The 26,719-nt window shown below is 40.3% G+C and carries 19 protein-coding genes; 15 read left to right on the plus strand and 4 right to left on the minus strand.

Annotated features, from left to right (window positions below; all coding sequences use genetic code 11):
• The first annotated feature begins 807 nt into the window (after nt 1-807).
• Both LO761_RS08885 and LO761_RS08890 read left to right on the plus strand, forming a co-directional pair.
• Nucleotides 808-1,734 carry a fimbrillin family protein gene (locus tag LO761_RS08885; protein WP_272817932.1) on the plus strand — a complete coding sequence of 309 codons (927 nt, stop codon included), beginning with the start codon at nt 808-810 and terminating at the stop codon, nt 1,732-1,734.
• Nucleotides 1,731-3,038 carry a FimB/Mfa2 family fimbrial subunit gene (locus tag LO761_RS08890; protein WP_272817933.1) on the plus strand — a complete coding sequence of 436 codons (1,308 nt, stop codon included), beginning with the start codon at nt 1,731-1,733 and terminating at the stop codon, nt 3,036-3,038. The genes LO761_RS08885 and LO761_RS08890 overlap by 4 nt, the downstream gene beginning before the upstream one ends.
• 187 nt (nt 3,039-3,225) lie before the next feature.
• Here LO761_RS08890 and LO761_RS08895 read toward each other — a convergent pair whose 3' ends face one another.
• Nucleotides 3,226-4,995 carry a DNA polymerase III subunit gamma/tau gene (locus LO761_RS08895; protein WP_272817934.1) on the minus strand — a complete coding sequence of 590 codons (1,770 nt, stop codon included), beginning with the start codon at nt 4,993-4,995 and terminating at the stop codon, nt 3,226-3,228.
• Nucleotides 4,996-5,146: 151 nt separating this feature from the next.
• Here LO761_RS08895 and LO761_RS08900 point away from each other — a divergent pair, with 151 nt between their 5' ends.
• The 7 genes from LO761_RS08900 (at nt 5,147) to LO761_RS08930 (ending at nt 14,167) form a co-directional block, all read left to right on the plus strand.
• Entirely contained in the window at nt 5,147-5,443 is a 297-nt protein-coding gene (locus tag LO761_RS08900; RefSeq protein ID WP_272817935.1) for an FtsB family cell division protein, read from the plus strand.
• Nucleotides 5,440-5,781 carry a hypothetical protein gene (locus LO761_RS08905; protein WP_272817936.1) on the plus strand — a complete coding sequence of 114 codons (342 nt, stop codon included), beginning with the start codon at nt 5,440-5,442 and terminating at the stop codon, nt 5,779-5,781. Before LO761_RS08900 ends, LO761_RS08905 begins: the two co-directional genes overlap by 4 nt.
• A 177-nt stretch (nt 5,782-5,958) precedes the next feature.
• Entirely contained in the window at nt 5,959-6,678 is a 720-nt protein-coding gene (locus LO761_RS08910) for a DUF4369 domain-containing protein (RefSeq protein WP_272817937.1), read from the plus strand.
• A gap of 99 nt (nt 6,679-6,777) precedes the next feature.
• Nucleotides 6,778-7,287: a DUF4251 domain-containing protein gene (locus LO761_RS08915; RefSeq protein WP_272817938.1), complete on the plus strand. Its 510-nt coding sequence runs from the start codon at nt 6,778-6,780 to the stop codon at nt 7,285-7,287.
• Nucleotides 7,288-7,433: 146 nt separating this feature from the next.
• Entirely contained in the window at nt 7,434-8,690 is a 1,257-nt protein-coding gene (locus tag LO761_RS08920) for a phosphoglycerate kinase (RefSeq protein WP_272817939.1), read from the plus strand.
• A gap of 653 nt (nt 8,691-9,343) precedes the next feature.
• Entirely contained in the window at nt 9,344-12,598 is a 3,255-nt protein-coding gene (locus LO761_RS08925) for a SusC/RagA family TonB-linked outer membrane protein (protein ID WP_272817940.1), read from the plus strand.
• 15 nt (nt 12,599-12,613) lie between these two features.
• Entirely contained in the window at nt 12,614-14,167 is a 1,554-nt protein-coding gene (locus LO761_RS08930) for a SusD/RagB family nutrient-binding outer membrane lipoprotein (RefSeq protein ID WP_272817941.1), read from the plus strand.
• A gap of 187 nt (nt 14,168-14,354) precedes the next feature.
• On the opposite strand, the gene gdhA is transcribed toward LO761_RS08930, so the two are convergent.
• Nucleotides 14,355-15,692 carry an NADP-specific glutamate dehydrogenase gene (gene gdhA, locus LO761_RS08935; protein WP_272817942.1) on the minus strand — a complete coding sequence of 446 codons (1,338 nt, stop codon included), beginning with the start codon at nt 15,690-15,692 and terminating at the stop codon, nt 14,355-14,357.
• Between the two features lie 233 nt (nt 15,693-15,925).
• On the opposite strand from gdhA, the gene LO761_RS08940 reads away from it, so the two are divergent.
• From LO761_RS08940 to LO761_RS08950, 3 genes are all read left to right on the plus strand, one after another.
• On the plus strand, nt 15,926-18,889 hold the full coding sequence (locus LO761_RS08940) for a PEP/pyruvate-binding domain-containing protein (RefSeq protein ID WP_272817943.1): 2,964 nt from the start codon (nt 15,926-15,928) through the stop codon (nt 18,887-18,889).
• A gap of 75 nt (nt 18,890-18,964) precedes the next feature.
• Nucleotides 18,965-19,189, plus strand: coding sequence for a hypothetical protein (locus LO761_RS08945; protein WP_272817944.1), 225 nt, complete (start codon nt 18,965-18,967; stop codon nt 19,187-19,189).
• A complete protein-coding gene (locus LO761_RS08950) occupies nt 19,180-20,202 on the plus strand; it encodes a DUF4925 domain-containing protein (RefSeq protein WP_272817945.1) in 1,023 nt (340 codons plus the stop codon). Before LO761_RS08945 ends, LO761_RS08950 begins: the two co-directional genes overlap by 10 nt.
• A 254-nt stretch (nt 20,203-20,456) precedes the next feature.
• Here LO761_RS08950 and LO761_RS08955 read toward each other — a convergent pair whose 3' ends face one another.
• Together LO761_RS08955 and LO761_RS08960 are read right to left on the minus strand one after the other, a co-directional pair.
• Nucleotides 20,457-22,118, minus strand: a complete 1,662-nt coding sequence (locus LO761_RS08955; RefSeq protein WP_272817946.1) for an IS1182 family transposase — start codon at nt 22,116-22,118, stop codon at nt 20,457-20,459.
• Between the two features lie 142 nt (nt 22,119-22,260).
• Entirely contained in the window at nt 22,261-22,818 is a 558-nt protein-coding gene (locus LO761_RS08960) for a hypothetical protein (RefSeq protein WP_272817947.1), read from the minus strand.
• A 207-nt stretch (nt 22,819-23,025) separates the two neighbouring features.
• On the opposite strand from LO761_RS08960, the gene LO761_RS08965 reads away from it, so the two are divergent.
• From LO761_RS08965 to LO761_RS08975, 3 genes are read left to right on the plus strand one after another with little or no spacing between them, the layout of a single operon-like run.
• The gene (locus tag LO761_RS08965; protein ID WP_272817948.1) at nt 23,026-23,919 is read left to right on the plus strand and encodes an electron transfer flavoprotein subunit beta/FixA family protein; all 894 of its coding nucleotides are present in this window, start codon (nt 23,026-23,028) and stop codon (nt 23,917-23,919) included.
• Between the two features lie 5 nt (nt 23,920-23,924).
• The gene (locus tag LO761_RS08970) at nt 23,925-24,944 is read left to right on the plus strand and encodes an electron transfer flavoprotein subunit alpha/FixB family protein (RefSeq protein ID WP_272817949.1); all 1,020 of its coding nucleotides are present in this window, start codon (nt 23,925-23,927) and stop codon (nt 24,942-24,944) included.
• Entirely contained in the window at nt 24,944-26,650 is a 1,707-nt protein-coding gene (locus tag LO761_RS08975) for an acyl-CoA dehydrogenase family protein (RefSeq protein WP_272817950.1), read from the plus strand. The genes LO761_RS08970 and LO761_RS08975 overlap by 1 nt, the downstream gene beginning before the upstream one ends.
• Nucleotides 26,651-26,719: the final 69 nt, after the last annotated feature.

Here is a 26,719-nt window from a genome sequence, read left to right on the forward strand (position 1 = left end):
ACACATAAAAACAGACAAGGGCAAACCTCTCGGGATGCCTTTGCTTATTATGTTTTCGGCACGCTTACGCGCGCGTACGAAAAGACGGAAAAATGTGCTTGATGATGGGCGGTTAGAATGTGTGTGTGTGTGTGTGTGTGTGTGTGTTAGCAAATTATTTGGAATGGCCAAATAATTTGTCTTAAAATTCACGTTATAATTAAAAATATTTCGCGCTTTACACATTTATATAATCGGATGTAAATCACCACGTTGATGATTTCGGTGGCGAAGCTAAGTATTAAGTTTGAATTGGGCAAGGAAAGGAACATTTTTTTTGAAAAAACAAGGATGGAATAAAAAATGGTATTTGAGGTGCTTTTATCAACCATATATTTTTTTATTATATCGAATTCACGTAAAATAGAAGTCATGTTGACCTAAGGAAGAAATCAAAAAGGGCTTACTGTATATTTAAATGATGTTTCCATCTCCTCATTAACAAAAAGACGAAATTAAATGTTCACGCACGTAAGAATATGTATATGCAAAAATACGTATAGAATAACGTATCAGCCTAAATAATCCTTTTGACAATAAAATAATTTAAAAACATACACAAACAGACTGAAAAACTGTCATTTTATTTTATACAAGTTCCATTTTTGCGCTCATTAACATATAAAGATATGCTAAAAATTTGCATATACAATTTTTATTCCATACATTTGACCCTTGATAACTATTCTTGATAGTTATCAAAAAAATAAATTAAAACACAAAAACAGACTGTTAACTAAATTAGTCTGTTTTTCTAAATAATATAATATGAAAGAACGTATCTTTTTCCTACTATTTGTAGGGATGGTATTCACTACCTGTAGCAAATCAGTGAACGAACCTATCGACAATCAAGTTTTACCATTATCATTAGAGGCTCAAATAGGGAAACCTATCGAACAAATTAATGTTCGTGGTGACGGTGATGAACAAACCAATCTAACCGATTATTTCTTAAAGAATGATGCAATTGGGCTCTTTATGGAAAATCAGCCCGCTGTAAAATGGATTAAAAATAAAACAGAATGGGAAGGTGAGGTTAATATGTACTGGCCATCGAAAAACAACTCATTCCATTTCTACGCATTTTATCCGTATACATCAGCCACAACTCCAACTTCGATTCCTATGCCTTCTTTAAAAACACAAAACGGCGTACTAAAAGACACACATGCATACGACTTTCTAATCGCTGAAAAAAATCAAGATTACGGGGAAAATGGAACCGTTGCTTTCACAGGGGCAAACTGTTTCAAACATGTATCTTGCTTGCTAAGTCTGACATTCAAAGGCATAGACAGCATGGAGAATGCAGAATTTACAAGAATCACCCTTAATGGAACAAATTTAATCTCAGCATCAACTTACTCCTTTACCAATGGGAAAGTAACATATACAGACAATTCTCAGGAGTTAACCATCAATAATACAATCCAAGCGTCTGCCGCAGGTACTACTTATAATGTGATAGTTAATGCACTCGACAGCAAAGTCTCACTGAACATCGAATACAAAATAGGTGAACAAAGCTATAAAGCTTCACTTTCGGAGTTGACATCTAATTTAAAATCAGGTTATCAGCAAAAATATACCATTGAAGTGAAGGGCGCGGAATTACGTATTACTGGTACCGAAGTGCAACCATGGGCTACCGGTGAAACAAAAATTATAACCATTGACGGTGAAGAAATATGAAAAAGCATCTCATAACATACCGGATAACAATTTTATCTATTCTCTTTTCAATATTGTTTCTCTCATGCCAAAAGATAGCTGACGAAGAAATAGAGAATTCTAAGGCTGTGTCAGTTAGTATATCTACAAGGGTAGCAGAGGAAACCAACATCTTGTATCCCGTAAATATCTATGCCTTTACAACAGAAGGAAAATACGTAGATATGAAAAAAATCAACTCTGCTAAAGACGACATGAATTTCAGTTTGGCAGAAGGTGATTATCGTCTGGTAGCTATTTCCGGACTTACTCAAGAATACGAAATAGTGGATAATCCTGAAATAAGCGATGTGATAAACATCACCAACAATAGTTATGCAAAAACTCCGCTTATGCATGGTATGGCCGACGTAACATTGAAAGACAAAAATACAGAAGCTATCATAACGATGACCTATGCTGTGGCTGAGGTAAATATTGTTTTAAGCGGAATTACCGATGCCGATCAAGTTAAAGTAAGTCTTTCATCGCACTATCCCAATCTATCATTAGACGGAAAATATAATGGAGAAGCTTTAAAATTAGATTTAGATTGCTCAAAAGATAAGAAAGGGAACTGGATTGCCGGACCATATTACATATTCCCGGGCTACGGTGATAAAACTATATTCTCTATTTCCATCATAAAAAATGGAAAGATGAAAGTATATGGCTATACCTATTCCGGTATTCCGCAAGCTAATCACCCATTTAATGCCATTGGCAATTATAACGACATATTAAAAATTAGTGGTTCACTGGCATCAAAAGGATGGGAAAATCCAATTGACGTGAAATTTATATTCGGAAACATTAAAAAAGAAGCTGATGAAGCTAATGATGAGAAACCGTCCAAACCCAGCAATATACCACAAGTAGGTGATATCTGGAACGACTGCATCATAGCAGCTACCGGCGAAGTGACACAAAACAGTATAAAACTCTTGCTATTCAGTATAGAAGAATGGGAAGGCAAATATTCCGACGGGGAAAAAGCAATAGATGGTTATACGGTCAATGGAATAGGTAACTGGAGACTACCTTCATACAATGAAGCAAAACTTATTCGAGAGAATTTCTCAGGTAATGCTCTTCTTGCGCTGAACGACAAGATAAATAAAAGAGGGATGAATGAATTAAAAATCTCTACCACATACAGATACCTATGTAAAAAAGGATCAAGGTTCTACAGTTTTCAATTTGGCACAGGGAAAACCATCAGTCTGGCAGGAAGCAAGACAACTTATCTCATTCGCCCTGTAAAGACTTTCGTTTTAAAGCTGTAAGATTAGTCTATTCTTAACACAAATAAACTATTCTATTTTACGAGGGACAGACAAATTTAATTATTTGCCCGTCCCTTTTTCCCTACAAAAGAAACATCATTTAATATCTCATCGGACATTACTTAAAACAAGTTTAGTTGAATTGTTTCAATAGAAACCCATCCTCAGACAAAATTATTTAAAGAGCTTAAGCCAACTCCAAACCAAGTGTATCTTTCAATTCTTTAAGGTAGGGATTTTTCTCCATCATCATACGTAATTTCTCCGGGCCGGTAAATACTCGGTGTTGTTCCTTAACCTCAGCAACACGGATGTGCATCTTAACATGGCTATTATGCAATTTGGCATGCATAAAAGTTTCTATCTGCCCTGCAAGTTCTTGCAAAGACTCGGCAGCCATATCATTATCAACGCTAACCTCAAAATTAATAGGGTCTGATAAAGTTGGATGAATGCCCATCATCTTTCGTGAATTAGCTTTCTGCTCACGGGGGAGCTGGGCGGCAAACGATCGCCAAGCTAAGTCAAGATCAGATAAGGTAAACGATTCGTTCTGTTCTTCCTCGGACTGGACAGGTAGAGCAGATTCGTGTGTTGACGATTTTTGCTCAATCTTCTGATGGTGCTCCGGGCGGATAGAGACTTGCATAGAACTGATATCAACCACAGGAGTCTGAAGCTCTGATTTATCTTTTTCAGGAAAAGGACTATGATGAACAGACGGCTTCACAGGCTGCGATGCAGAATGAGAAGCAACAGCCTTAGGAGCCTGTTTAGATGTTGAAGACTTCGCCTGAGCGGTCGGCTGGAATATAGGTTTTATCTGCGTAGTAAGACCTTGCCCACCCGATACGGAATCAGTATCAAAACCCAATTGAGCACATTCTATTAACGTAAGTTCCACCAACAAACGTTTATTCTTACTGATTCGATAGTTCAAATCACAGTCATTGCAAATCTTCATTCCACGAAATAAGAACTGCGTGGCGCATCGTCCGGCCTGGTCACTATATCGCCGGCGCACACTGTCGCTTACCTCAAGCAACGGGAGAGTAGACTCATCCTTACTAACCAGCAGATCGCGGAAATGGGAAGCCAGTCCGGTGATAAAATGATTCCCGTCGAACCCTTTCTGCAAGATGCTGTTGAACAAAAGCAGCGCATCAGTTATCTGTCCGCTAAGAAACATATCGGTAAGCTTAAAATAATACTCATAATCAAGCACATTCAAGTTGTCGATAACTGCCTGATAGGTAATATTCCCTCGAGTAAAACTAACCACCTGATCGAAGATGGACAGAGCATCACGCATTCCTCCATCGGCCTTCTGAGCAATGACCATCAGTGCTTCGGGTTCCACTTTCACTCCTTCTTTATCAGCCACGCGTTGAAGATGATTTACGATGTCTTGCACACTGATTCGATTGAAGTCATATATCTGGCAACGGCTCAAAATGGTTGGCAGCAACTTCTGTTTCTCAGTGGTAGCGAGAATAAACACAGCATGACGCGGAGGTTCCTCAAGCGTCTTCAGAAATGCGTTGAAAGCCGCGGTAGACAACATGTGAACCTCGTCAATAATATATACCTTATACTTTCCTATCTGAGGCGGTATTCTCACTTCCTCTATCAAACTGCGAATCCCCTCCACAGAGTTGTTACTGGCGGCATCAAGCTCAAAAATGTTATACGAGCGTTGTTCATTAAACGCCTGACATGACTCACATTGGTTACATGCCTCACCATCGGAAGTGGGATGCTGGCAGTTAATAGTCTTAGCAAAGATACGGGCGCAAGTGGTTTTGCCCACTCCTCGAGGACCACAAAACAGATAGGCGTGTGCCAATTTACCCGAAGCGATGGCATTCTTAAGTGTAGTAGTAAGCGCCTGTTGTCCAATGACCGACTCAAAGGTGGACGGGCGATATTTCCGTGCAGATACTATATAATTCTCCATGAGTTTCTCTCTTCTATTTCAACGTTTGATGCAAATATACAAATTTTTATGCCCCTTTTTATTGATTATGTAAGAAAAACTTTTATCTTTGCCCTTATAAAAAGGAAAGCAAGGATTCTTGTCTCATCTTTTTGACATAAGTTTTTTCGAAATGAGCAAATTAAAGTCGATCTGGTTATTTATATGCAGGCATAAGTACCTCATTACTATTGCGTTTTTTTTAATCATCATCGTTTTCCTTGATGAGAATAACCTTATAGAGCGATTCCATCATAAGCGCGAAATCAGTACACTGAAAACAGAGATAGAACAATACCGCAAACAGTATAACGAAGATACGGAAAAGCTCAATAATATATTGAACAAGCCCGAAGAACTGGAGAAAATAGCCAGAGAAAAGTACTTGATGAAGAAACCGAATGAAGACATATTTATTATAGAAGAATGAAAAAAAACTTAAAATCTCTCATGATGTTAGGTGCTATACTGCTTCTCATAGGAGCGGTATTGATGGTGAACCAACTGACTATCGCCCCCTATCTGTACACGATAGGCGCGCTGTTATTCGGATACGTTCAAGTGTTCCACGGTAAGTACGAAGGACAAAGCCTCGTAATTCGTCGTTTACGTCGACTGCAGATTTTTGGTGCTATTATGCTAGTCGTCACAGGTATTCCTATGTTCACGATGCACCACAATGAATGGATTCTGGCTATGGCCATAGCTGCTATCTTTGAATTGTACACAGCTTGGAGAATTCCAATAGAACTGAAAAAAGAAAAATAACCCGCGTAAATTCCATAATATTTGTAAAAATACGCATGTATAAACATCAATATTTGTTGGGTGGTAACTAATAAATTCCTATTTGATTTAAATAATAATAAAATATTTCCACCCAACGAATATTGATTGTATTTTTGCTCCTGATGAAAAAGTTTGAGAGGGAGGTTTTAAATATACATGAAACGATTTTCTTTTACGTTAATATCTATTCTGCTGCTTACATCTTGTGCCAGCCAATACCAGATAAAAGGTACTTCTTCGGTATCCCGCCTGGACGGGAAGATGTTATTTGTGAAAATTCCTGAGTCGAATCGATTGATTGACATTGATTCTGCCGAGGTAGTTCACGGACTCTTTTCGATGACGGGAGAAGCGGATTCTTCTATGCTGGCAGCGCTGTACATGGATGATCAAAGTATTATGCCTTTTGTTATAGAGAAAGGAAATATAAGCATCAGCATTGATAATGCACGTACTGAAATCAAAGGAACTCCACTGAATAATAAGCTGTCTGAATTTATTACAAAGAAGATTTCAATAGACGATAGGGCTTACGATCTGGAGCATAGGGAAAACCAAATGATCATGGATGGTAACGATCCAATGGAGATTGAAGCCACCATTAATGAAGAACGTAAGAAACTAATGGACGAGCTGACAGCTATGGCAAAGGAATTTATCCAGAACAACTATACAAACATCCTGGGACCGGGCATCTTTACCATTATATGCAGTGGATATGACATGCCACTCATGACTCCATTTGTAGAAGAAATTCTGGAAAACGCGCCCGAAAGTTTCAAAAACAGCCCTCTTGTAAAAGAGTATGTTGATACTGCCCGCCGAAACATGAACAGGATGAAGCAGAATATGCAATCGCAAACATCAGGGAGATAAATAAAAAACTATGCCTAAGAGGAGGATGCACTTTGAACTTTTACCCATAGCCCATGATAGCATTTTATTTTTATCATAATATAACAAATCGCATTGGTTATGAAAAACATTTTAATTATCGTATGTGCCATTCTGTTTGTTAGTTGCGGATCAACGAACAAAATGACAAAAGAACAACACGCGGCCTTAGTAGCGCAAACTGTTCACAAAATGATATCAAGTAAAGACTATACCATTACGGTACAAGGATTTTCTAACCGTGTCATGTCTTCTTCACAGATTTCATCATCAGGCTATAGCTTACAAGTAAAAGGAGAAAGACTTTCTACCCACCTTCTTTATAGTGGAACAGCTCACACTGCTGTACTCGGAGGAAGCAACTATGGCATGACATTCGACAACGTGGAAATCACCAACTATTCCGTTACTTATCCAAAAGCAGATCTTGCTACCATCAGATTTAACGCGACAAAAGATGGTGAGCCGTATACGTTCACCATCGAAGTGTATGATAACGCGGAGGCAAAGGTATCGGTGGGTTCAAGGAGATTCGAGGGAATGGTCTATACGGGCGAATTGAATGTCTGGGAAAAAATATATAATCAATAAATGTCAACCATCCCAACTCATAAGTAACAGAAGTAAATTCCACTCCTACATTATTTTTTCTTTTTGATAATCAGAAGAACAGAAAAAAATCGTAACTTTGCAGCCAATAAAAAGAAGTATTATGTCTAAAATAAAATTGATAGATTATGCAAACAATTGACAAATTCAATTTTGCTGGTAAAAAAGCAATCGTCCGTGTAGACTTCAATGTCCCATTGGATGAGAACGGAAAAGTAACTGATGACACTCGTATCCGTGGCGCTCTCCCTACACTGAAAAAAGTTCTTGCTGATGGTGGAAGTCTGATTATGATGTCGCACATGGGTAAACCTAAAGGAAAAGTAAACCCTAAACTCTCATTGAGCCAAATTGTTGATCCGGTATCCAAAGCGTTAGGTGTTGCGGTAAAATTTGCTCCTGACTGCGCTAATGCTGCTGATGTTGCCGCTGCTCTGAAGCCCGGTGAGGCTTTGTTGCTCGAGAACTTGCGTTTTTACCCTGAAGAGGAAGGAAAACCTGTTGGCATTGAGAAGACCGATCCAAACTACGACGCTGCTAAAAAAGAGATGAAAGCTAAGCAAAAAGAGTTTGCCAAGACACTTGCAAGCTATGCCGACTGTTACGTTAACGACGCATTCGGTACAGCTCACCGCAAACATGCTTCTACTGCAGTCATCGCTGATTCATTCGACACAGAAAATAAAATGCTCGGCTACCTGATGGAAAAGGAAGTTAAAGCTATCGATAATGTGTTGAAGAATGCTCAGCATCCATTCACTGCTATCATAGGTGGCTCTAAGGTTTCTTCTAAGCTTGGTGTAATCAAAAACTTGCTCACCAAAGTCGATAACCTTATCATTGGTGGCGGTATGGGCTACACTTTCATCAAGGCTCAAGGTGGGCATATCGGCGATTCACTTCACGAGGACGAACTGATGCCTGAAGCTCTTTCTGTTATGGAAGAAGCTAAGAAATTGGGAGTGAATATTTCTCTTTCTGTTGCTACCGTAGCCGGAAACAAGTTTGCTGATGACGCCGACAAGCAGATAGTTGATATTTATAATATTCCTGAAGGTTGGGAAGGCATGGATGCTTCAGAAGCATCATTAAAAAACTGGAAGGAGATTATCTTAGCATCCAAGACTATTCTTTGGAACGGTCCGGTAGGCGTATTCGAATTCCCAAGCTTCGCTCACGGTACAGGTGAAATTGCTAAGTACGTTGCCGAGGCTACAGAAAACGGTGCCTATTCATTGGTAGGTGGTGGCGACTCTGTTGCCGCTGTCAACAAATTTGGCTTGGCAGATAAAGTTTCTTATGTATCAACCGGTGGTGGTGCCATGCTCGAGGCAATTGAGGGTAAAGTTCTTCCGGGCGTAGCTGCGATTACAGGAGAAGCATAATCCTCATAAGGAAATTATTTAAAAGTTAGAATTATAGTTTTATATATAATAAGGTAAGGACGATCTTTCTTTTGATCGCCCTTATTTTATTGTATATACCGGCAAGCTCCCCCGTACGACTTCTTAATATCATAATAAGAACTCTCCCGATGATGAGCATAAAATGATAGAATGATACGCATCACTTGATCAACTCATACGCATGAATCGTTCAACTCATACGCATCATTTGATCGATTCATCCGTATCACTTTGAAGAATGATGCCCATTACTTTGAATGTTAGTGCCCAACTATTTAACATTAGCTAAAATCATCTTAAAATGTTTCTCTGTAAAAGCATACTTTTGAAAACTATGAAACACTTATAATTCGATATGTTTACATAAAATCGTATCAATGTTTTTCTATTTATGCACTTAACAAAACGGAAACAGTTTACAACATTCTATAGAAAAACGAAAGCTATTATTTCATTTATATGCACAAACACTAAAAAAGTTGAAAGAAAACAAACAAAAAAAAATATCAATTCTATCGTTTTTTCTTAAAAAATATTTGATTTTTTCATTTTATTACTATATTTGCAATTATTGAAATTGAGTTAATATAAAACTTTTGTGATAAAAATTGTGTTAATTAAATGAGATTGTTATGAAAGAAAGAGTGTTGTTTGTTTTAACCTGCCTGCTTCTATGGACGGGTCTTGCGACTGCCCAAACTCGGAGAGTTACTGGCGTTGTCATATCTGGCGACGACGGAGAACCGGTCATCGGGGCCTCAGTCTTAGTAAAAGGAACTCAGATGGGTACTATTACAAATATTGAAGGTGAATTCACGATTCCAAACGTTCCTGCCACAGCAAAAACGCTTCTCGTTTCTTACGTTGGTCTAAAAACAGCCGAGGTAGCCATCAGTTCAGAGAGAATGACTATTTCCTTACAGTCCGACGATAAAGTTCTTGATGAGGTCGTTATAACAGCTATGGGTATTTCTCGTGAAAAAAAATCTTTAGGTTATGCCGTTCAGGAAGTCAAAGCCGATGAATTGACTCAAGCCGGCTCTCCAAGTGTCACCAGTTCATTAAGCGGTAAAGTTGCCGGTGTACAGGTTAACCAATTCGGTGGTACTGTAGGTGCATCTTCTCGTATTGCCATTCGCGGAAATGGTTCTTTAGCAAACGACCAGCAACCGTTAATTGTTGTCGATGGTGTTCCTATTGCCAATGATACACAGCGTACCGGCGATAACTATTATCGTGGTGTCGACTACGGTTCCGGCTTAAACGATATCAACCCAGAGGATATTGAGTCCATCTCTGTATTGAAAGGCGGATCTGCAGCCTTATACGGTATGCGTGCAGGTAACGGTGTTATCTTAATTACTACCAAAAGTGGTAAAAGAAGCAATGGCGTTACGGTATCATACGATATGAACCTTACATTCGACCATGTTACAAACATTGCAAAGTTACAAAATTCTTATGGTCAAGGCCATGATGGCGACGAATGGCATTTCCGCAATAGTACTTATACTGATTATCAGAAATATTCTGAAGAAGTTGGTTTCAACCGTGGATATGACGAATCTTGGGGACCAAGATTAGACGTCGGTTTAAAACTTGTTCAGTTTGATAGCAATGGTCAGCCTGCTGACTTCGTTTCTCGCCCGAATAATGTTCGTGACTTCTTTCAAACTGGTGTGACCATGAACCACATGGTATCAATTCAAGCCAACAGTGAGAAAACATCTACACGCGCATCTCTTTCCTATCGAGACCAAAAAGGTACTGTTCCTAACACAGATCAGAAGAAGTATACAGGTCAGTTCAATACAACAATGAAATTGAACAACTACGTTTCATTCGATATGAGTGCCAACTATACTCGTACTAAGAGTGCCAACTTGAATGCCCAAGGTTATCGTGCTAACAACCCTATCAATTCGTTGGTAGCTTGGTCTGCTCGTCAGATGAACATGCAGTCTTTGAAAGAGAATTGGGACCAAAAAGATGAAGCCGGTAACTACACTTATTATAACTGGATTGATGTTTATCATATCAACCCGTACTTTAATGTCAACATGAATACCAATAGCATGCAACGTGACCGTATTTTCGGTAAGTCATCTTTATACTATCAACCATTTGAGTGGTTGAAGTTTGAAGGCCGTATTGGTGTTGATTACTATGATATCAAAACATTTGAAAGAACATACTATCATCCGGATGATCCTGAAGGCGCTTTCGCCCAGAGAAATACAAAGAATACGGAGTTTAATGGCGACTTCATCGCATCTGCCAATAAAACATTCGGCGATTTTAACCTGACTGCTATTTTAGGAGCCAACTATCGTGATGTTTGTTGGGAATTTGAAGAAATGGGTGCTAATGCATTACTTATCCCCGGCGCATATACAATGGGTAATAAGGTTGGTGATGCCATTGCTAATTTAGATCATAGCCATATTCGCTCTAATTCCGTTTATGGTAACTTCTCTTTGGGTTGGAAGAATCAGCTGTACTTGGACGCCAGTGCTCGAAACGACTGGTCTTCAACTATCCATGACGACTTCTTCTATCCGTCTATTTCATTAAGCTGGATTCCCACAACTTCTTTTGAAAATATAAAAAGTTCTGTTCTTGAATTCCTGAAACTCCGTGCCGGTTGGGCTCAAGTTGGTTCTGCTACCGATGCTTATAGAAATAGTTCTTACTACTATCCCAATACAGAGAAAGGCTCCTTTAATAGTGTAGGTCAGATGTATAAGAGTTTCTCTTTACCAAACTACAATTTGAAACCTGAAAAGGTAACTACATGGGAAATTGGTACAGAGATTGGTCTTTTCCATGATCGTTTACACTTGGATATGACATATTATCAGAAAAAAACCATTGACCAAATTCTGAATGTAACGACTTCTAATGTTGTCGGATTTGGTTCTATGCTAATTAACGCCGGTCGTATTGATAACAAGGGTGTTGAAATCCAACTTCGTGCAGATATTCTCCAAAGTAAGAAAGGTTTGAACTGGACATCTACATTGAATTTTGCTAAGGATGAGAGTATGGTTAAATACTTATATCTGAAAGATGGAGTAGAACAATTACCCGGTGGGTATGGAATTGGTTGGACTTGGAGTATCGACACAAAGGCTATCCCGGGAGAAAAATGGGGAGACATCGTAGGTGATGCTTATGTACGTATCACAGAAGACGACGTAGCAAACGGTTATGCAACGAAGGATCAGATTGGTGCTATCAAGTTGTATGACAACGGTTTTCCTTACTCTCAAGCTGCTCATAAAATTGGAAATGTTACTCCGGACTTCTTGATGGGATGGCGTAATGAATTTAGCATTAAGAATATCAGCTTTGGATTTATGCTTGATTTCCGTAAGGGTGGTGATATCTGGTCACAGACAATGAGTCATTCTTATTCTGCTGGTGTCGGTGCTCCTACTGCGGCTGATGGCATTCGTGAGCGTGATGTTGTCGCAGGTATTGACATGATGAAAAATGAAAGATTTGTTGTTCCTGCATCATACGACAAAAATAAAGTTCCAACTTCATGGAAAAAGAATGATGTTAAGACTGATGCTTATACATGGTTTAATAAGTGTGGTTTGGCTGAAACTTATGTATTCGACGGATCATTCTTGAAACTTCGTGAAGCATACATTTCTTGGAATGTACCTATGTCACTTTTAAGAAAGGCGAAGTATTTCAACCGCGCAACCATTTCTCTGATTGGCACGAATTTAGCTTTACTTTGGGTAGACAAGTCAAATACATTGCGTTTGGACCCTGAAACCGGTGGTGTATCATCAGATAGCCGTGGTCTTGGTTTCGAACAAGCTTCTACACCGAACTCTCGCAGTTTTGGTTTAAAACTTGGTTTAACATTTTAATTAGGAGAATTGTATATGAAAAGTATATTTAAAACAATAGCCCTATCGGCTTCAATGATGTTCATGCTGTCAGCTTGTACAAGCGATTTCGAAGAAATCAACACAGACCCGGATGCATTTACCAGTGCTCCTTATACAAATATGCTTGGATACGTTATAACAGAAGGAATGCAACAATGGGGAACTTCATTAGATGTATGTCAGTGGGCAGGCTATGTTTCCGAGGTTCAGTACTTGAACAATTACGAAGGTTATACACCAACCAATAATACGTATGGTAACCGTTGGTATAATTCCTATTGGGGATATACCCAGTTGCAGGATATTATTGATAGAATCGCTGTTGATGGTGCTTCTGAAGATTACAAGCAAATGCGAGATGTAGCTATGCTATGGCAAAATTATTTGATGTACAACGTTGCAAATGCTTTTGGACCGATTCCTTATTCAGAGGCCTTCAAGGGAAAAGAAGGCGTTTTACAGTCTAAATACGATTCTGATGAGGTTGTATTAAAAGCTGTATTGGAAAATTTGAAGACTATCGCTGATAGTTTTGCAAATGGTTACACAAGTTCTGATTATGGTTTAGGAATTGGTGATTTTTTATTCACTAATCCTGCCGTAGGTAAAGGCTTAAATAAAGATGATGCTATTAAGAAATGGCAGAAATTCTGTAATTCTCTTCGCTTGCGTATTGCTATGCGAATTGTAAATAAGGCCCCGGAAATAACCAAAGCTACTTGTGAAGAAATCTTCAACAATCCTACTCAGTATCCTTATGTTCAGTCTATTGATGATCAGGTATATTTCTGGTGGCAGGGAACAAGACCATATTTTGAACCATGGTATAACAATTCTGTTACTCGTGATGATGATGGTATGGCCGACATATTTATTGACCACTTGAAGAAGATGAATGACCCTCGCTTATTTGTTTACGCTAAACCTGCCAAAACTGATGGTGAGTATCGTGGCTATGAAAATGGTGCAAGCCTCAATCCTGCAAACATTCATGCTATTTCCAGAATTGGTGCTATGTTCCGTGATAATGCTTCCGGTTTCTCTCCTCTTTATAAGGCAAGTGAAACTTATTATATGATGGCAGAGGCAGCATTGAGAGGTTGGAATGTACCTATGTCAGCTGAAGAGGCATACAATAAGGGTGTTTTGACTTCTATGGCAGAGAATGAAGTATCTGATGAAAATGCCAAAGCTTACTTGGAAGGCCCCGGTAAGTTCGACGGTTCATTTGATATGCTGTATTTTGAACAGTGGGTAAGTATGTTCAAGGAAGGTATCGAAGCTTGGTCACTTTATCGTAGAACAGGTTTCCCAACATACATCCATTCTTCTATTTCTGCCCCTGATGATAAAGGTAAAGTCTATCCTAAATACCCTGGAGCCCGAAGCGCATATAAAGGTATCCACAATGATGTTCCTTTCAGATTCCCATATCCGAATAACCAATTCTCTTACAATAGAGCCAATGTTACTGAAGCCTCACAAGGAATAGAAAATTATGTCTGGGGCAAGCAAGTGTGGTGGGACACTCGCACAGATGTTCATTAAACAATTCTCTCTCTTAAAAGTTTACTATTGGAGGGCTGCCGCTGTGAGGCGACAGCCCTTTTTATCCTTTATGAGGTACGGAAAGTAACAAAAACGCCGCTTCACCTTCACAAGCAAAGCGGCATAAGCTACAATACAAAATACAAATACAACTAAACGAGATATTATTTAGTACAAATAATTCTTATCAAATAACGCCTTGAGCCATCATTGCATGAGCAACTTTCATGAAGCCAGCAATATTAGCCCCCTTAACATAGTTGATATATCCATCTGATTCAGTTCCGTACTTCACGCACTGAGCATGAATGTTATGCATAATGCTATGTAATTTCTCATCAACTTCGGCAGCTGACCAACTCAAGTGCATTGCATTCTGACTCATTTCAAGGCCGGAAGTAGCAACACCACCGGCGTTAACAGCTTTACCCGGAGCATAAAGCATCTTGTGCTCAACAAACTTATCGATAGCTTCAGGAGTGCATCCCATATTAGAGATCTCACCGATGCAAAGTGTACCATTATCAATCAACTGCTGAGCATCAACGCCATTCAACTCATTTTGAGTAGCCGCTGTCAATGCTATATCTGTCTTATGTTCCCATGGTTTACGTCCTGCGAAGAACTGAGCATTAGGATATTTCTCTGCATAAGGAGCAACAACATCATTACCAGAAGCACGAAGCTCAAGCATATAATCAATTTTATCACCGCTAATACCATCAGGATCATAAACATAGCCATCAGGACCGGAAATGGTAACAACCTTTGCGCCTAACTCGGTAGCCTTTGTCACAGCTCCCCAAGCAACATTACCGAAACCGGAAACAGCAACAGTCTTACCTTTTATATCAATGCCCTTAGTCTGCAACATCTGATTAACAAAATACAATGCACCAAAACCTGTTGCTTCAGGACGAATAAGTGAGCCTCCGAATTCTAATCCCTTACCTGTAAATGTACCGGTAAACTCACGAGTAAGCTTCTTATACATACCAAACATATAGCCAACTTCACGGCCGCCAACACCGATATCACCGGCAGGAACATCCATATCCGGACCTAAATGACGCCATAATTCAAGGATAAATGCCTGACAAAAACGCATAATCTCAGCATCACTCTTGCCTCTCGGAGAGAAGTCGGAACCACCTTTACCACCACCCATAGGTAATGTAGTCAACGCATTCTTAAATGTCTGCTCGAATCCTAAGAACTTCAAAATTGACAAATTAACTGACGCATGGAAACGAATACCGCCTTTATACGGACCAATAGCGTTATTGAACTGAACACGATAACCCAAATTTACCTGTACTTTGCCTTTATCGTCTACCCAAGGCACTTTAAATGAAAAAATACGATCCGGTTCAACCAAACGCTCAATCAAAGATGCCTTCTCGAACTCAGGATGCTGATTATACACGTCTTCAATAGAGATAAGAACCTCTTTAACGGCCTGAAGGTATTCAGATTCTCCAGGATGCTTAGCTTCCAAAGAAGCCATAATTTGTTTAATGTCCATGTCTGTTATTTCTTTAAGGTTTTGACAAATAGATAATTATTTTACCTACAAAGGTAGGTTTTTAAATGAGTATCCAAAATTATTTCGGCTTTTTTTTATTCTATTCGTAATAAAATGTTAACAAGCACGACAGACATATCATAACAGAAAGTTTAAATAAAAAGCAAATATGTTGTATTAAAGAATTAAAATTACGACTTTTGTTGGAAATTATCAATCCAATTGAAATTTTTATGGACAATAAGCCAAATTTCAAACAACTATACTTCAAAGAGACGCAATTTGCAAATCTGATGATGAAGCGTATTTATAACGTATTATTGGTTGCCAATTCATACGATGCTTTCATGTTGGAAGATGACGGGCGAATAGAAGAAAAAATTTACAATGAATACATGGAATTGAGTTTGAGCAGCCCTCCTCGGTTCACTAAGGTTTCCACCGAAGAGAAAGCTCTAAAGGAATTGGAAAAGGGAATGTTCGACTTTGTCATCTGTATGCCGGCAACGGATAACAGCAATTCATTTGACATCGCTCATGCCATTCACAATAAATATCCTAATGTACCGCTGGTGGTACTGACTCCTTTCTCACATGGTATCACAGCCCGAATGATGCACGAAGACCTAAGCATCTTTGAATATGTCTTTTGCTGGTTGGGCAATACCGACCTGATTGTTTCTATTATTAAATTGATAGAAGATAAATTGAATCTGGATTACGATGTCAGAGAAATTGGTGTCCAAATGATTCTTTTAGTAGAGGATTCTATCCGCTTTTATTCTTCCGTATTACCTAATTTATATAAATTTGTTCTTCAACAAAGTCAGCTATTTGCTACCGAAGCACTGAACAACCATCAGAAAATGCTCCGTATGAGGGGACGATCAAAAATTGTTCTCGCCCGTAACTATGAGGAAGCCATGGCTTTATATAATAAATATGACGATAATGTGCTCGGTGTGATTACCGATGTCCGCTTCCCGAAGGATGGAGTGAAAGACTCGATGGCCGGTGTCAAACTAATGGCTGAAATCCGTCAGCATAATCCATTTGTACCTATTATATTAGAGTCGTCAGAAACTGACAATAAAACTTTTGCCGATAAATACGAAGCTTGTTTCATCGATAAGAATTCAAAGAAGATGAATATTGATCTGCGAAAAGCTGTTTCCGATAACTTTGGTTTTGGAGACTTTGTATTCCGCAATCCCAAGACAGGCGAAGAAGTGGCACGCGTACACAATCTGAAAGAACTTCAGAACATTATATTTGATATTCCGAAAGAATCGTTGCAATACCATATCAGTCATAACCATGTATCTCGATGGCTTTATTCCCGTGCAATGTTTCCTCCTGCAGAGTTCCTCAGACAGATTCGTTGGGATGCACTACAGGATGTAGATGCACATCGTCAGATTATTTTCGATGCAATAGTCCGCTACCGCAAAATGAAGAATCAAGGCGTTGTAGCCATTTTCCAGCGCGACCGGTTCGACCGCTATTCCAATTTCGCCCGTATCGGTGAGGGATCATTAGGAGGCAAAGGACGTGGCTTGGCTTTTATTGATGATATTCTGAAACGACATGCCGAATTTGAGGAATTCGAGAACACACAAATCGTTATTCCCAAAACAGTCGTACTATGTACAGATATATTCGACGAATTCATGGATTCAAACAATCTGTATCAAATAGCGTTGAGTGATGCAGACGATGAAACAATTCTTCAAGCTTTTTTAAAAGCCAAACTGCCCGACCGGTTAATAGCCGACTTTTTTACATTCTTCGATGTGGTAAAAACACCTATCGCCATCCGTTCGTCAAGTTTATTAGAAGATTCTCATTATCAACCATTCGCGGGAATATACAGCACCTATATGATTCCGTATCTGGATGATAAATACGAGCATCTGCGCATGCTAAGCAATGCAATTAAAGGTGTATACGCCTCTGTATATTATAAGGATAGCAAAGCATATATGCAGGCAACCAGCAATGTAATTGACGAGGAGAAAATGGCAGTTATCTTACAGGAAGTCGCAGGATCACAATATGGAGATCGCTTCTACCCTTCTATCTCCGGAGTAGCACGCTCTCTTAACTATTATCCTATTGGTGATGAACTTGCGGAAGAAGGGACGGTCAACTTAGCATTAGGCCTGGGGAAATACATTGTTGATGGTGGACTGACATTAAGAGTTTGCCCATATCACCCGAATCAGATACTACAAACCAGTGAGTTGGATTTAGCCCTGAAAGAGACTCAGACATATTTCTATGCTTTGGATTTAAAGAACGATGGACGTAACTTCTCTCTTGACGATGGATTCAACATTCTGAAACTCCCTGTAAAAGAAGCTGATAAAGATGGAGCACTGACATTTATAGCTTCTACTTACGACCCATACGATATGGTTATCCGGGATGGTATTTATCCGGGAGGAAGGAAAATAATCACATTTGCAAATGTGCTCCAACATGACATTCTTCCGTTACCGAAAATTCTACGGTTGGTAATGAAATACGGACAGAGTGAGATGCACCGTCCGGTAGAAATAGAATTTGCCGTAAATATCAATACAAAGGAACGAACAGGCATTTTCTATATGCTGCAAATCCGTCCGATGGTAGACATCAAAGCAGACTGGGCAGACGACTTAAACTGTATACCGGAAAATCAACTGATTTTAAAAAGTCAAAATGCACTGGGACACGGAACGATAGACGATATTCAAGATATTATTTATATAAAAACAAACGGATACTCGGCAAGCAATAATCCGACTATCGCTGAAGAAATAGAGAAAATAAACCGAGATTTTCTCAATGCGAACAAACATTATATCCTCATAGGTCCGGGGCGTTGGGGAAGCAGTGACTCATGGTTAGGCATTCCTGTAAAATGGCCGCATATTTCAGCCGCAAGAGTCATTGTAGAAGAAGGCCTAAATAACTATCGGGTAGATCCAAGCCAAGGCACACACTTTTTTCAAAACCTGACATCGTTTGGAGTGGGATACTTCACTATCAACACGTATATGGACGATGGCATGTTCAATCAAGATTACCTTGATACTCTGCCGGCAGAAACTGAAACCGCGCATTTACGCCATATTCACTTCAACAAACCGGTAACTGTCAAGATGGATGGGAAGAAAAAAATTGGTATCATCATGCTTCCGGAATATACTTAATAAATATAAAAAGAAAAACAGAATATAAATAATTGAGTATCTTTGCACACATCAAAAAAACTAATTATTATCACAATGAAAAGAAACGCTTTTTATTTATTAACTTTATTACTCGCTATCACACTCTTCACTTCTTGTGAAAAGGATGAGGGAAAAAGCAAAGTTGTTAATCCTATCGCTCAAGCAACTTATACAGGTGATGCCGGCCTGACATTGACTTATGACGGCGAAATAATGATAGGTAAAAAATTACTTATACCCCAAATGCAAGTGATCCTTATAAAGCTACTTTGCTTTTAGAAGGTGACGAATTTGACTTGTCTGCCGCTCTTTCCAGATCTGAGGCAAAAGGCACTTTTACTACTACCGGCCCTATCCCAGGTTCTGCGTCTGTAACATTAGATATTACACAAACTATTCAGGGCGACCAATGCTCTTTTAGCGGTAACGGAGCAACCGATTACTGTACATTTGATTATAACGGTACTGTTTCAACAGGTGCAATGACCATGAACTTGGTAAACGTTAAATTGAAGAATTCCACTTTAGCCGGATCAAACTGGAAGTTGATCAATTATAACGTAGAAGACGAAGAAGTTACTTCTCCTCTAATTACGGATTGGTCATCAACAGAATCCGTTGCCATTGAAATATTCCCGGGAAATAACATGAAAATGCCTATTGGCGATATGCTTACTCTGGCTACACGCCTTCCTTTGATTAAGACAGTAAACGAAAGCGGTGACTCTATTACCATATCTGTTTCCGAAATGATAGGTAAAATAGTAAAGAATATAGCTTTCACTCAGGCAGGAAGCATACAAGCTACTTATCTGGAGTCTAAATCAAAGACCATCATGGTATCTCCCACTACACTGGCCATGTATGTTGAGCCAAGCAATAATAAAGTTCTTTTGTTAATGAACCCGCAACAGGTTACTGAGACATCCATTGCCCACAAAGGCGCAGGTAAAACGAATAATATGGCTAAAGCCATGATTCCAATGGTTCTCAACATGATTCCAAATGCAGCTTCTCTACTGAAAGACGGAATCCCGGTCAACTACGAAATGGCTGATGCTTCACATGCTACTTTCTACTTAGACGAAACATTGTTGAAACCATTGCTTCAAGCTACCGTTACTCCTATATTGAGTGACGAAAAGATCAATGCCGCTATCAGCGATGCAATAGCTAAAAATAAGAAGATGGCTGCTTATTCTAAAATGATTCAGGGAATCATCAAAAGCTTACCTGCTGTAATAGAAAACACAAAAAGCATGAAAATGGGCTTGAACTTCGAAAAGCAATAAAGCCATACGGATAAACCTGATAACTCATGCGGATGACTTGTCAAACTCATACGCATCAGTTGAGCAACTCATCCGCATGAAATGCTCAAGTCATCCGCATGAAACGTGCAACTCACACGTATCACTTCAATCGATGATACAGATGAATTAGAAAAGGCACATAAATGAACAAGTCCGTTGAAACAAGAGGGTGTGTCATAATCAACATGCTCTCTTTTATTTTATTCTATTTGTCCTTTCTCTATTACTTTCTTTTAAGCCGCCAACTTAACTTCAAAATCCGTAAAAATTGGCTTATGGTATGCCATCGGTGCATATATCAGCTTACAAAGGGTACTAAAAGCCTTTATCAAGGCCTTAATTCCTTCCAAGTTCAGCCTTCTGCACATTTTTCCTATATTGAAGGCTATGGCAAAGAAGGCAAAGTCCATTCTGACCTTGTCTTTTCCAAAATGTCTGAAACGCTTGTAAGCCTTGTTGTATTTCATCTGTCCGAACACAGCTTCGGGTTCAATGCATCTCCTTCCTCGATGCTTTATGCCTTCCTTCGAGGTTAGGAGTTCCCTTGCCTTCTGCTTGTATTCCTGCAACTGGTGGTTGACCTCGATGATTCTGTTTCCCTTGGCTCTGAAGCATGAGCCTCTGAGCGGGCATCCCTCACACCGCTGTGCCTTGTAGCGCGCACTGTAAGTAACGAAGCCGCTGGCGGTGACATCCCTTTTTGTTCCGATACGTCTCATGTGCTGTCCCATAGGGCACACGTAATAGTCCTCCTCCTTGTTGTAATAGAGGCTTGCGGGGTGGAAGGGACTGGGAGTGTAGCGTGGGCGCTGCTCCTTATGGAAGTAGTTGTACTTTACATAGGCATCCATATCGTGAACGTCCATGAACAGATAGTTCTCCTCCGACCCGTATCCGGAGTCAGCCACAGCTGTCTTAGTGTAATGACCATAACGTGAGTTGAACGACTCCAGGAAGGATGGCATGGTAAGCGTGTCGGTAGGATTGGGATAGAGCGCAAAGTCGGTGATGAACTGCTGCTCGGTAGCTATTTGAAGGTTGTATCCAGGCTTGGTCTGCCCGTTCATCATGGCATCCTCCTTCATACGCATAAACGTGGCATCCGTGTCGGTCTTGCTGTACGAGTTTCGTTCCTCCAGTATATCAAGGTGCCTGTCATATTCCTGCAGTTTTTCCCGATGTTTTTCTATCTCCCTGATCTGTCTTTTCTTCTCTCTTACCGCCTGATTCTCCTCCTTGCTCTGAGGTTTCGGGGCCGCATCGAGCGACTTGTTCAGTTCCTGGGCAATCTCCGTGAGTATGGAGGGAGTAATCTCCACCGTCTCCTGCCGGGGAGCGTTGTCCAGAGCGATGACATCTTCTACCTGTCCCAGTAAAGCCTCTATCTTCTTAATCAGCTTGGCACGGTTATTTTCCACCGTCTTGCGCCATACAAAGGTGTACTTGTTGGCCTTCGATTCTATCTTCGTCCCGTCAATATACTCCACGTCAAGGCTGATAAGCCCCTTTTGCGACAGTACCAGCACAACCTGCGTGAAGATGTTGTTGATTTCCTCCTTCAGGCGGTTGCGGAAACGGTTGATGGTAATGAAGTCCGGTTGCTCATAGCCTGCAAGCCAGATGAAGTGGATGTCGCGCTTAAGCAGTGTCTCTATGCGGCGGCAGGAGTAGATGTTGTTCATGTAGGCGTACAGTACTACCTTGAGCATCATCTTAGGATGATAGGGATTGCGACCGCTTGGATTGTACTGTTTGTAGACATTGCTCATGTTGAGTCCGTCAACGAGGGCGTTCAAAAGACGAACGGGGTCATCTTCTGCTATATCCTTGTCGATTCGTTGTGGAAAAAGAACCGTTTGGTTGTGTATGTAAGAATGAAAGTGTACCTTTGGCATAGTTTTAAATTTGAAGACCTAAAAGTACAAAAACTTTAGGAAATAACAAAACCCTGGCTTGAGAAAGTCGGGGCTTTGTGCATAAAACAAGAGGATGTGCCTATTTTGACACACCCTCTTATTCCTATTATATTGAGGTATATTATTTCTTCTTGCCAAAGGCATGTTGTAATGATTCATATTCACTTTGCAACAATGCTGTGAGCTCTTCACCATCGGAATCGGAAGTGGTGGCATAATCTGAAGGATTCAAATTAAAACCAATAGCCAGAACACCCTTTTTAACAGCTTTCTTCAACGTTCCATTCTTCTCGAAGCGATAATAAGCAAAACGGCGGTATTTAGAATAAACATCCTCCAACTTTACATCAATCGTCTTCAGCAAAGCAGCACCTCCCGCGACCGTTGGTAACTGAACCGTTTTTCCATTTCCAAGCGAAAGCACACAGATGCCACCCACCGGAATCTCAATCGGATGGTCAGCCCCAAAGCTGACAGCCAAAGAATAGCGGACAGTCTTATTATACTGAAATCCGGCCAGACCGACATATACGTCGACACCACTCACAGCACCTAAATTCAAACCTTCCATAATGACCGTACGAACACCGGCAGCATCCGTATTATCATAAACCACGTTCTGGGCCTTAACAGCAATTCCCATTAGAAACAGCACGGCCAAAAATAACCACTTTTTCATTTCCTATTTTATTAAGTTAATTATACCCGCAAAACTAAATATATTTCTGAAATTCTGCGATAAACTGCGCAAAATTGTTTAATTTGTGCAGATTTTTAAAAATATCCTTTCTGTTTTTCATAAGTTTGACTACCTTTGGAGCCGAATTTGTGCCTTTAAGAGAAAAGGCATTCCATTTTGATTATAAATATATAAAGAAATAGGTATATGAGTTTAAAAATTGTAGTTTTGGCGAAGCAAGTGCCTGATACTCGAAACGTAGGCAAAGACGCTATGAACGCCGATGGTACGGTAAACCGTGCTGCTCTTCCGGCAGTGTTCAACCCGGAAGATCTGAATGCCTTGGAACAGGCTCTCAGAATAAAAGATACTCATCCGGGTACTACTATCACCCTGTTGACTATGGGGCCGGGACGTGCTGCAGAAATTATTCGTGAAGGTCTTTATAGGGGTGCCGATAACGGTTATCTTCTTACCGACCGTGCGTTTGCCGGTGCTGATACTTTGGCTACTTCGTACGCCATTGCTACTGCTATCAAAAAGATTGGAGATTGCGATTTGATTCTCGGTGGTCGTCAGGCTATCGATGGCGATACAGCTCAGGTAGGTCCGCAAGTCGCTCAAAAGTTGGGCTTAACTCAAATCACATACACAGAAGAAATTCTAAACGTAGATGAAGAGAAGCGTACCATCACTTGCCGCCGTCACATCGATGGAGGCGTAGAAACAGTCGAAGGCCCGCTTCCTATCGTTGTCACAGTTAATGGAAGCGCTGCTCCATGTCGTCCTCGTAATGCTAAACTCGTTATGAAATACAAACATGCATTAGGCTATCAGGAAAAAGCTGCTATTACTAAGGATGGCAGTACCCTTCCATACGCTGACCTCTACACGAAACGCCCTTATTTGAACTTAACGGAATGGACGGCTGCCGATGTAGACGCCGATTTCAGTCAGTGCGGTCTGGCAGGTTCTCCAACCAAAGTCAAAACAGTGCAGAACATCAGCTTCCAAGCAAAAGAGAGCAAAACGCTTACTTCAAGCGATGCTGATATTGAAGGATTAATTGTTGAACTGATAGCTAACCACGAAATAGGATAAAGATTATGAATAATGTATTTGTATATTGCGAGATTGAAGGCACGACTATTGCCGAAGTAAGTCTCGAGCTATTAACCAAAGGCCGGAAGTTAGCCAATCAGTTAGGCTGCCAAATGGAAGCCGTTGTTGCCGGAACCGGTCTTGAAGGCGTTGAGAAACAAGTATTGAAATATGGTGTCGACCGCCTGCACGTGTTCGATGCTCCGGGATTATTCCCTTATACTTCTCTTCCACATACATCTATCTTGGTTAATCTGTTCAAAGAGGAAAAGCCACAGATTTGTTTAATGGGCGCAACCGTTATCGGTCGTGACCTTGGCCCTCGTGTTTCTTCATCTCTGACAAGTGGCTTGACTGCCGATTGTACACAATTGGAGATTGGCGATCATGAAGATAAGAAAGCAGGTAAGACTTATCAGAACCTGCTTTATCAGATTCGTCCGGCATTCGGCGGTAATATTATCGCTACCATTGTCAACCCGGAACATCGTCCTCAAATGGCAACTGTTCGTCCGGGTGTTATGAAGATGGAAGTACTTGATGAAAATTATAAAGGAGAAGTCATCCATCACGATGTTGCAAAGTATGTTCCTACAACCGATTATGTTGTCAAAGTCATCGACCGCCATGTAGAGAAGTCGAAGAATAATCTGAAAGGTGCTTCTATCATCGTTTCAGGAGGCTACGGAATGGGATCAAAGGAAGGATTCGACCAGCTCTTCGTTCTGGCTAAAGAACTTCATGCTGAGGTTGGTGCCAGTCGTGCTGCTGTTGATGCCGGTTTCTGTGAAGCCGACCGTCAGATTGGTCAGACAGGTGTAACTGTTCATCCAAAGATGTATATCGCTTGCGGCATCAGCGGACAGATTCAGCACATCTCAGGAATGCAAGATTCAGGAATCATCATCTCTATCAACAATGATCCGAATGCTCCTATCAATGCCATTGCCGACTATATCATCAACGGTACGGTAGAGGAAGTCATTCCAAAACTTATTAAGTATTATAAAAAGAACAGTAAATAATGGAAAACTTTTATAAAGAAGTTCCGGAACTCAAGTATCACTTGAATCATCCGATGATGGAGCGCATCTGTCAGTTGAAAGAGCGCAATTACAGCGATAAAGATAATTATGCTGATGCACCACAAGATTTGACTGACGCATTAGATTCATACGATAAAGTATTAGAGATTACCGGCGAAATTACAGCTAATGTCATTGAAGCCAATGCAGAAAGCGTTGACCAAGAAGGTCCGCACTTAAACAATGGTCGTGTAGAATATGCTCAAGGAACAAAACAAAACCTTGAAGCCATGGTAAAAGCCGGATTAAACGGTATGACCATGCCTCGTCAGTACGGCGGCTTGAACTTCCCTATCACTCCGTATACCATGTGTGCTGAAATTGTTGCTGCCGCTGATGCCGGTTTTGGTAACATCTGGTCGCTTCAGGATTGCATCGAAACACTTTACGAATTTGGAAACGAAGACCAACGCAAACGATTCATTCCTCTTGTTTGTAACGGTAAAACCATGTCAATGGACTTGACAGAGCCTGATGCCGGTTCAGACTTACAAAGCGTGATGCTAAAAGCTACTTTCGATGAGGAAAACAACTGCTGGCGTCTGAATGGCGTAAAACGTTTTATTACCAATGGAGACTCTGACATTCACCTTGTTTTAGCACGTAGTGAAGAAGGAACTCGTGATGGTCGTGGCCTATCCATGTTTATCTACGACAAACGTAATGGCGGCGTTGATGTCCGCCGTATTGAAAATAAATTAGGTATTCACGGCTCTCCAACTTGTGAGTTGGTATTCAAGAATGCTAAATGTGAACTCTGCGGTGACCGTAAATTAGGGCTGATCAAATACGTTATGGCCTTAATGAACGGAGCTCGCTTGGGCATCTCCGCTCAATCGGTCGGTTTACAACAAGCTGCTTATAATGAAGCCTTGGCATACGCTAAGGACCGTAAACAATTCGGTAAAGCTATCATCGAGTTTCCAGCGGTATATGACATGTTAGCTCTGATAAAAGCTAAGTTGGACGCAGGTCGTTCATTGCTTTATCAGACTTCTCGTTATGTTGATATCTACAAGGCTTTGGATGATATTGCTTGCGAACGCAAACTCACTCCTGAAGAACGTCAGGAAAACAAGAAGTTCTCTAAATTGGCCGACGCCCTCACTCCACTGGCTAAAGGCATGAACTCTGAGTATGCTAATCAGAGTACTTACGATTGTATTCAAATTCATGGAGGTTCAGGCTTCATGATGGAATATACTTGTCAGCGTATCTATCGCGATGCCCGCATCACCAGCATCTACGAAGGAACTACTCAATTACAGGTTGTTGCCGCTATCCGTTATGTTACCAACGGTACTTATCTGAATATGTTACGTGAATATGAGAATGAGGCTGTTGCTCCGGAATTGGAACAATTGAAAGCTAAAGTAGTCGCTATGACAGACAAGCTTGAATCTTGCACAAATAAGGTAAAAGAAGCTGCCGATCAAGAACTTTTAGATATGCAGGCGCGTCATCTCTATGAAATTGCCGCCGACTGCATAATGTCCAATCTCCTGCTTCTGGACGCAACTCGTAATGCAGAGCTTTTCAATAAGTCTGCCCACGTTTATGTTAACTATGCCGAGGCTGAAGTTGCTAAACATGCCGCGTTCATTGAGAACTTCCATAAAGAAAGCTTGGAATATTATCGCAAATAATAATAAGGTACCATAACATAAAGAACTCCTCTCCGGTTTATTCGAAGAGGAGTTCCTTTTTCCTATCAT

The sequence above is a fragment of the Phocaeicola oris genome, from assembly GCF_021295095.1.
Classification (GTDB): Bacteria; Bacteroidota; Bacteroidia; order Bacteroidales; family Bacteroidaceae; genus Phocaeicola; species Phocaeicola oris.

Excerpts from the sequence above, each read along its gene's own strand:
- LO761_RS08930 (WP_272817941.1), top strand. The coding sequence starts at position 12,614 with ATGAAAAGTATATTTAAAACAATAGCCCTATCGGCTTCAATGATGTTC.
- LO761_RS08890 (WP_272817933.1), top strand. The coding sequence starts at position 1,731 with ATGAAAAAGCATCTCATAACATACCGGATAACAATTTTATCTATTCTC.
- LO761_RS08910 (WP_272817937.1), top strand. The coding sequence starts at position 5,959 with ATGAAACGATTTTCTTTTACGTTAATATCTATTCTGCTGCTTACATCT.
- LO761_RS08955 (WP_272817946.1), bottom strand. The coding sequence starts at position 22,118 with ATGCCAAAGGTACACTTTCATTCTTACATACACAACCAAACGGTTCTT.
- LO761_RS08905 (WP_272817936.1), top strand. The coding sequence starts at position 5,440 with ATGAAAAAAAACTTAAAATCTCTCATGATGTTAGGTGCTATACTGCTT.
- LO761_RS08965 (WP_272817948.1), top strand. The coding sequence starts at position 23,026 with ATGAGTTTAAAAATTGTAGTTTTGGCGAAGCAAGTGCCTGATACTCGA.
- LO761_RS08925 (WP_272817940.1), top strand. The coding sequence starts at position 9,344 with ATGAAAGAAAGAGTGTTGTTTGTTTTAACCTGCCTGCTTCTATGGACG.
- gdhA (WP_272817942.1), bottom strand. The coding sequence starts at position 15,692 with ATGGACATTAAACAAATTATGGCTTCTTTGGAAGCTAAGCATCCTGGA.
- LO761_RS08895 (WP_272817934.1), bottom strand. The coding sequence starts at position 4,995 with ATGGAGAATTATATAGTATCTGCACGGAAATATCGCCCGTCCACCTTT.
- LO761_RS08915 (WP_272817938.1), top strand. The coding sequence starts at position 6,778 with ATGAAAAACATTTTAATTATCGTATGTGCCATTCTGTTTGTTAGTTGC.
- LO761_RS08975 (WP_272817950.1), top strand. The coding sequence starts at position 24,944 with ATGGAAAACTTTTATAAAGAAGTTCCGGAACTCAAGTATCACTTGAAT.
- LO761_RS08900 (WP_272817935.1), top strand. The coding sequence starts at position 5,147 with ATGAGCAAATTAAAGTCGATCTGGTTATTTATATGCAGGCATAAGTAC.
- LO761_RS08940 (WP_272817943.1), top strand. The coding sequence starts at position 15,926 with ATGGACAATAAGCCAAATTTCAAACAACTATACTTCAAAGAGACGCAA.
- LO761_RS08960 (WP_272817947.1), bottom strand. The coding sequence starts at position 22,818 with ATGAAAAAGTGGTTATTTTTGGCCGTGCTGTTTCTAATGGGAATTGCT.
- LO761_RS08945 (WP_272817944.1), top strand. The coding sequence starts at position 18,965 with ATGAAAAGAAACGCTTTTTATTTATTAACTTTATTACTCGCTATCACA.
- LO761_RS08970 (WP_272817949.1), top strand. The coding sequence starts at position 23,925 with ATGAATAATGTATTTGTATATTGCGAGATTGAAGGCACGACTATTGCC.
- LO761_RS08885 (WP_272817932.1), top strand. The coding sequence starts at position 808 with ATGAAAGAACGTATCTTTTTCCTACTATTTGTAGGGATGGTATTCACT.
- LO761_RS08920 (WP_272817939.1), top strand. The coding sequence starts at position 7,434 with ATGCAAACAATTGACAAATTCAATTTTGCTGGTAAAAAAGCAATCGTC.